General features: G+C 43.8%; 2 protein-coding genes. Both read left to right on the top strand.

Annotated features, from left to right (window positions below; translation table 11 throughout):
- Window positions 1–3,605 (top strand): transglutaminase-like domain-containing protein (locus KDK19_RS05010; protein ID WP_257291471.1); only part of this gene is annotated, 3,605 nt, incomplete at its 5' end.
- Window positions 3,606–4,179: 574 nt separating this feature from the next.
- Window positions 4,180–5,889 carry a hypothetical protein gene (locus tag KDK19_RS05005; protein WP_257291469.1) on the top strand — a complete coding sequence of 570 codons (1,710 nt, stop codon included), beginning with the start codon at window positions 4,180–4,182 and terminating at the stop codon, window positions 5,887–5,889.
- Window positions 5,890–6,634 lie beyond the last annotated feature (745 nt).

Genomic DNA, 6,634 nt, shown 5'->3' with positions numbered 1-6,634 from the left:
CGGGTTTCCATCTGTTTGCCACCATCAACCCGCCTGAGTACAGCGGGCGAAAACCCTTATCACCGGCGCTGAAAGGGCGTTTTCGACATTTGCCCATCCGGCAGTACAACCGGGTGGAATTACAGACCATTGCCGGGAAAGTGTTGCCAGAGTCCTCAGAAGGGAAACTCGTCGCTAAAAAGGTGACGGAAAAACATTGTCGTTTAAGGGCTTACCTGCAACGCAAAAACCTGCCGCTGCAGCCGACCAGTCTTGATTTACAGAATATCGCCAGGGCTATCACCAGAGGTGGCGATTTTAGCGAAAAAGCCGTTCATCAATGCCTTAATCAGCACTACCGGCTTTATCTGATGGCCGCCAATATATCGCTGGAGGAACTGCAGGAGTCTTCGGCTCTTGCCATAGGGAAAAGTGAATTTGATTCCGGACTTTGCCGTTGGCTCAATCAAACGGTATCGAACATTGATCGTCCGTGGTTGGTACGAAGCAGTCATCTCAACAGTGTTGATGAAAAAAAACATGAAATCCGTGTTAACACTCAGTTGGATGAAAAGGAAGCCAGAACGGAAATCATCAAGAGCGTGGCTCAGGCAAAGTGGCAGTCATCGGGCCTTCCCCTGAAGCCTTATGACTCCGACGATCTACTCACTCAGGCACTTTACCGACACTGGCAGAAAAGCTGGTTTAATCGTGAGTTTGGCCAGACGGGTTTGAAGGCTGATAGCGTATTTTCCCTCACGACAGAACAAACACTGACGCTGGGCTTATCTGCTCACCAGCCTTATCTTCGTGAGGCTGACAGGCGGATAAGTGAATGGATAGACCATGGCGTAAAACGCTGGTCCGTGTTCTGGCATCAGATCAGTGATCTGCCGAAGCATCTGGTAGACGATTTTATTAACGAAACAACACAAGACATGCCAAAAGTCCGGGAGAAACAAGCGCCAGCGTTGGCTCATAGCAAGAACCCTGAGCCAGAACCTGTTCACAAGGCGTTGACTATTGACGATGATAAGGCGCCCGAAAAATACGATTCGAAAGAGCACGAGAAAGAGGCTCCGGTATTGGATCGGACAACGGACTATGAGAACGAGAGTGAGCCACAGATTAGCGAGTATATAATTTTTAAGAGTGAGGACTATTTTCCCGGTATGTATCGGTGGTGGGCAAAGGATATTTTTGTGTCTGATAAGGGTGATATTAAATGGATCGATATTAATGATCGACACATGCAGGGGGCTGAAGTCCTCATACCGAACCGGTTACCAGAATCTGACCAGGAAGTGATATTAGCCAGAGATCAAACGCTGGCGACCTTTGACTGGTCATCGGACAATGGTCGATATGCGTTGCCCAGCCTGACGCCTGATGACCGTATCGTGGCTCTGCGCATAAAACCAGAACTGCCATTTACCCTGTTCAGGGATCGATATACAGGGCTTCACACAATCACTGTTGCAGAGGCCAAAGCCAACCAGATTATTAAATTTGCTTATGTCGTAGAACACAGAAAAGCGGGCAAAATAACACTGGCTGAAAAAGTCCGACCAGCACAATCAACACGTTTTGACGTCCGCTGTTCAGAAGGTATAAAAACAGTACTGAACGGAGTGTTTACTCGCATTGACCTGCAACCATCTGAAGTACGGGTACCTTTGCAGAGAATAAAAAACGCTAAAAACACCAGGCAACGCATTGAGGCGATCAGGGACTTTTGTCAAGCGTTTTCCGGTGTTGCTATGCCAGCAGAGCGCGATAAAAATTTCTTTCATTTCCTGGTAACACAGCGGCAGGGGAGCTGTCGTCATCGTGTGCCTGTTTTTGTTGCTCTTTGCCGTTATTTCGGGATTCCATGTCGGCAAATTCTTAACCGTTATCACACTTTTGCAGAGTGTTCTCTGGATAGAGGCCATACCTGGAAGCCAGTGGATTTGGGTGGGGCGCCTGTCAAGAAAACAAACATCCTGCCTGACTTCCAGCCCACCAGGCGGGTCGGTGGTTCTGGCTCTGAGTCAAAGAAGATCAGGGATCTCCTGGAAGGTGCTGATTTAGCACAACAGGAAGCTATGGCTAACGCCTTGGGGATGAGCCTGGAGGCGCTGAAAAAAGCCCTTGAGACAAATACTGCATTGCCAGAAACCGATCTGACACCTTTCAGAATGGTTGAGAGACTTTGGCAGAAAAAAGATTTGGCCAGTTTTTCCATGGGCGTCTCAATGTTAGAGTCGCTGGAGATACAATCATCGGACTGTGCCGAGCAAGCATTGATTGGTGATTTATATGATAAAAATGCCCGAAAACGTAATCTGCTGTCGGACGCCGTAAAACAAATATTGTTCGACAGTGATGAAGATCAGGCCACAGCTCAACTCAAATTACTCTATTCAAAAATGATTGTTCACGGCGGAGGATCCCCGCACGAGTGGTTGAACTCAATAGTGAAAATACTGAATGGCAGTAACTTAAGCAAATGTTCAGTTATTCAATTTGCCGGTGAAGCCCTGAAATCGGGTTGGCTGAATCCATTGCCGGAAGGAGACTTCCAGAGTCAGAGAAAGGAGAAAGTTGAACATCATAAGCTGTTGTTGTGTCTGGAAAGCGTCGATGAACTGAAAGTTGATGCCAGCCGTTGTCTGAAACAGTGGTACAAGGAATCATTGGCCGGGGAAAAAAATAATCGCCTATGGCAGAACTATTACAAGGGCTTCCAAACGATGAAAACGTATGCCTCGCTCGTTACTCATAGTCATGATGGGGTTTCGCCATTCCTTCAAGGTAAAATTGCCAGCTTATCTCTACAAAAATACTGGACGGACGAACCTGAAGGCATTCCGAATATAGAACGAATGTTGGTACATGATCCCGCGTTTGAGCAGTCAAGCCCGGTCAAGGCGGACCACCGTCCAGTGATTATCATGGGGCATCCATACTGGGACGACACCGTGATAAATGAAAAGGTCGAAGCCCTGTTACAACGAATTATTGCAAACAGACCGGACGACCTGAAGCCGCTTTTTGAAAAAATCAATCAATATGAGCAGATGAAAAAACAATTTGATCATGAAATGAAAGCACTGAACAAAGCACATGATAATAGCGATTACAGACACCCCGTGTCTCTTGATGAGCGATATCGAAGTGAAAAAAGTGAATATAAGAAAAAACGGCTTGAGATTGAAAACAGGTACAGCACTACTCTGGAGCGCCTCAAACCGTCTGATGAGGAGCGTAGACTGGAGAGTGATTTAAAAAACAAATGCACTCAAGCGATTCAGCAGGCCTTCAGTTATTACCTGTATAGATTGGCAAACTCGAAAGGCGGATGCTTAAAGTATTGTTGGGCTGATGCTGCCATCGGGGCAAATAATAAGAAAAGAGAGTACCATGGCGCTCACAGTCCATCCTCACCAAGAGAGCTGTATGCCATGATGACTCTCATTGATAGCTCTTCCCGGTTCCAAAAGACGGTTGAAGATGCTTACTTGCGGCAAGCACACAATCTCAGCAACGCTCTGGTACTGAAAACCAATGAACTGACAATCATTGCCGGAGAGTTTTTGAACAGCGTGAATTTGAATTCGCTTTGTGAGTCACTGGATAACTGACCATCGTCTGGTCACGATGAGTTTTTCCAGATCGCTGATTTCCTTCAATCGTTACCTGAGGAGTAAATACCTGACTTATTGGTACATTTCTTAACACCAGGATTCTTCCTTCTTTCTTATACACTTTTATGGCTGAAGTTGTGGCAGCAAAGGTGGCACTTACCATGATTGTTATTGCTGCAATACGTCTGGAATATGTTCTCATATAAATACTAGTTATATTCTTTGCCTACAAGTAAGTATCAGTTTTAGCATAATCGAGTCGTTCCAGATTACGACCCTGCGGTGAATCATATGAAACAGGCGATAAATTGATGTCAGATTCCCGAGCACGAAATCAACATTCACATCCAAATTATCTGATCGAACTTCAGTCAGTTCTGAAAATACGTCGAATGTTTCATATATGGCGCCCTTAATATACAGTCGTTTATTGTGAACTCGTGCTCAACAGTGAACCAAAAAAATTACCTCAAAATCAGTTAAATATGAGTTTTTTGTCTAGTATTCCTATGCTACATCCCTAATAGAAGTTCAGTTTTTCACTATGAAGAATATGTCTTGTGTTTTTATTTTGGCCATCATCCTTTTTTCGGTCGACAGTCAGGCTGTAATTCCTTTCGCTTCATCATTGGTCTCTGGCAATGATGCCGATGCGATTTTTTCCTCTTTTTTACCTGATCCCGTTCGTCTACCCAAGTCCGGGATTGTTCCACTACTGCTGTTACAGAAGGGGAAAAAAAGTTCGATAATCAGTTTACCTGTCTCTGAAGGGGGAGGGCTACAACCAGATAAAGGAGCTGTGTTTACTGGCTATCCATTCGAATTAAACCGTTATGGCAACGAAAACAAGGAACAATCTAAAACCGACGGTAAATCTCCACCACCGCAGCAAAAGCGACAAAGTAAAAAACAAATGACTAAAGGGCAAAGTAGTTCTGACTCTTCAGGTTCATCAGACTCCGGGGCAGCGTCAGCATCGGCTTCCGGAAACAATGAGAGTCATGCCAGGCACCTTGAAAAACTGAAAGAAATACTTAAGGCTGCTGAAAAGTCATTGAAAACGATGGATCAGAAAAACAACATTGATGACTTTTATGCAGAATTGAAAGCATTGTATAGGGAAAACCCCGATATTTTAGCAGAGAAAGGTTATCTGGAGAGCGCAGAATACCGTTGGCAGGGGGTTCTTAGTCTCCTCAAGCTTTATTTTCCCGAAAAGCTGGAAGAAGGTGAAATGACCCATGTTTTAATTAAACATCCCGGGTTTAAGAAATTGCCAGCAAATTTAATCAGAATATTTGCCAAAGCAGTGCTTCCTCAGCTTGATTTGCCTGAAGAGCTGCCCAACTACGAGTTAGTTGACAGACTTCTGGATGCCGCTAATTCGAATATTTTAAGGCTTATGCATACTTATCTTGGTATACAACAGTGTCTTCGCCAGTTGGTTGCGTTATTTATAACGCAACTGCCATTAATGGCAACAGAAGAGCCAAAAAACTATATTTTTCAGGATACAACAGGTCACGTTAATGTTTTTTCTATCAGGAGAAATAGCAAAGGGCATTATCGGTTTTTTTTTGTTGATAGTCTGAGCGCTTTTAAGCGCTACAAAAAAGAACAACTTTATTCGCCCCTGTCGCATTTTGTCGGTTTAGCGATAACACTGGCGATAAAATATCACGACTTTACTGATTCCCGGTTTTTCTTTCTGCCTGGTCGTCAAGCCAGTGGCGTTGGCTGTGAGTCGTTCGCGTTGCACGATCTGGTAACATTGCTGGAATCCCCCATGTTGGCTCGTAACGGTTATTATGTGGACAAAGAACCCCTCACTAAAGACAATATGTTGGAGTTTTTTTTGCAGACAATTTATTTAGGGGACGAACAACTGGGACGATTGTTAATCAATGGGGAAAGTAAGGACTTTATCGAGACAGTAGACAAACCTGTCATTGATAAGCATAAACTGGACTCCATGATTCTTATGGCACTCCAAACCTGGCAGAAAGCGGGGTTGGAACCAGATTTGGTTAAATTGTACCAGTTGCGTCAGTTTCCTCTGAGGTTTGCATATCTGACCCAGGGACAGCTGAATCTGAAACGTTTGCTGGAGAGATTTTCTGAAGAACGCCAAAAAGAGGTGAACCAGGTAATTGATGAAACCCGTGGCTTGTTAACCCTCAATGATGGAATCTGCCATACCGTGAACCTGGCTGCTACTCTGCAGTGGATGAAATTGAATATTGATTTGCTGGATATAAACCGTCCCGGGCAGGAAAAATAAATCTGCTCCGCTGCTATCCAGCTGGTCTACGAGAGCTTACGGACCAGAATAATCATTCTAATTTAGCCCTACAATGAACGACCTCAGTAGCTGAGCAAGATATTTATTGCTCCACCCAGCCTTTTTACGCTTCGTTTTGATACTCCTTTTGCTGGAAGATACATAGGATAGATACATAGGATACATAGTACATAGAGTACATAGAGAGTACATAGAGGGTACATAGGACATCCATATAGGATACATAGGAATACATAGTACATAGGGTACATAGTAGAGTACATAGAGGTACATAGTAGAGTACATAGAGGTACATAGTAGGACATCCATATAATGAAAGAGGGTACATAGTAGGACATCCATATAATGAAAGAAAAACGAAAGAGAGAAAAACAGAGAAAAACAAAAGGAAAAATAGGATAGAGAAAATAGAAAAAAATAGAAAAAAATAGAAAAAAATAGAAAAATAGGACATCCACACACAAATAGAAAAAATAAGACATCCATATAAAACACGGCCCATAATCCACGAGCCCAATAGCCCATCAAACTCTGACAGCCACTCAAAATAATCGTTCGTCATAACAAACAACAAGTGAATCACTCAAAATGGGAAAAGTCAGAAACAGCAAAGCTCCCCATATAACAGGAGAAACAAATAACAATAGAAAAGTCGGGCAATCAGCTTACGCCATGAAATAAACGACTACAGATAAACAACCCCTGTACCCATTGCTGCCCCGCT

Source organism: Endozoicomonas sp. ONNA1 (assembly GCF_024606325.1).
GTDB lineage: Bacteria > Pseudomonadota > Gammaproteobacteria > Pseudomonadales > Endozoicomonadaceae > Endozoicomonas_A.
This window is presented reverse-complemented; position numbering and strand designations above follow the sequence as displayed.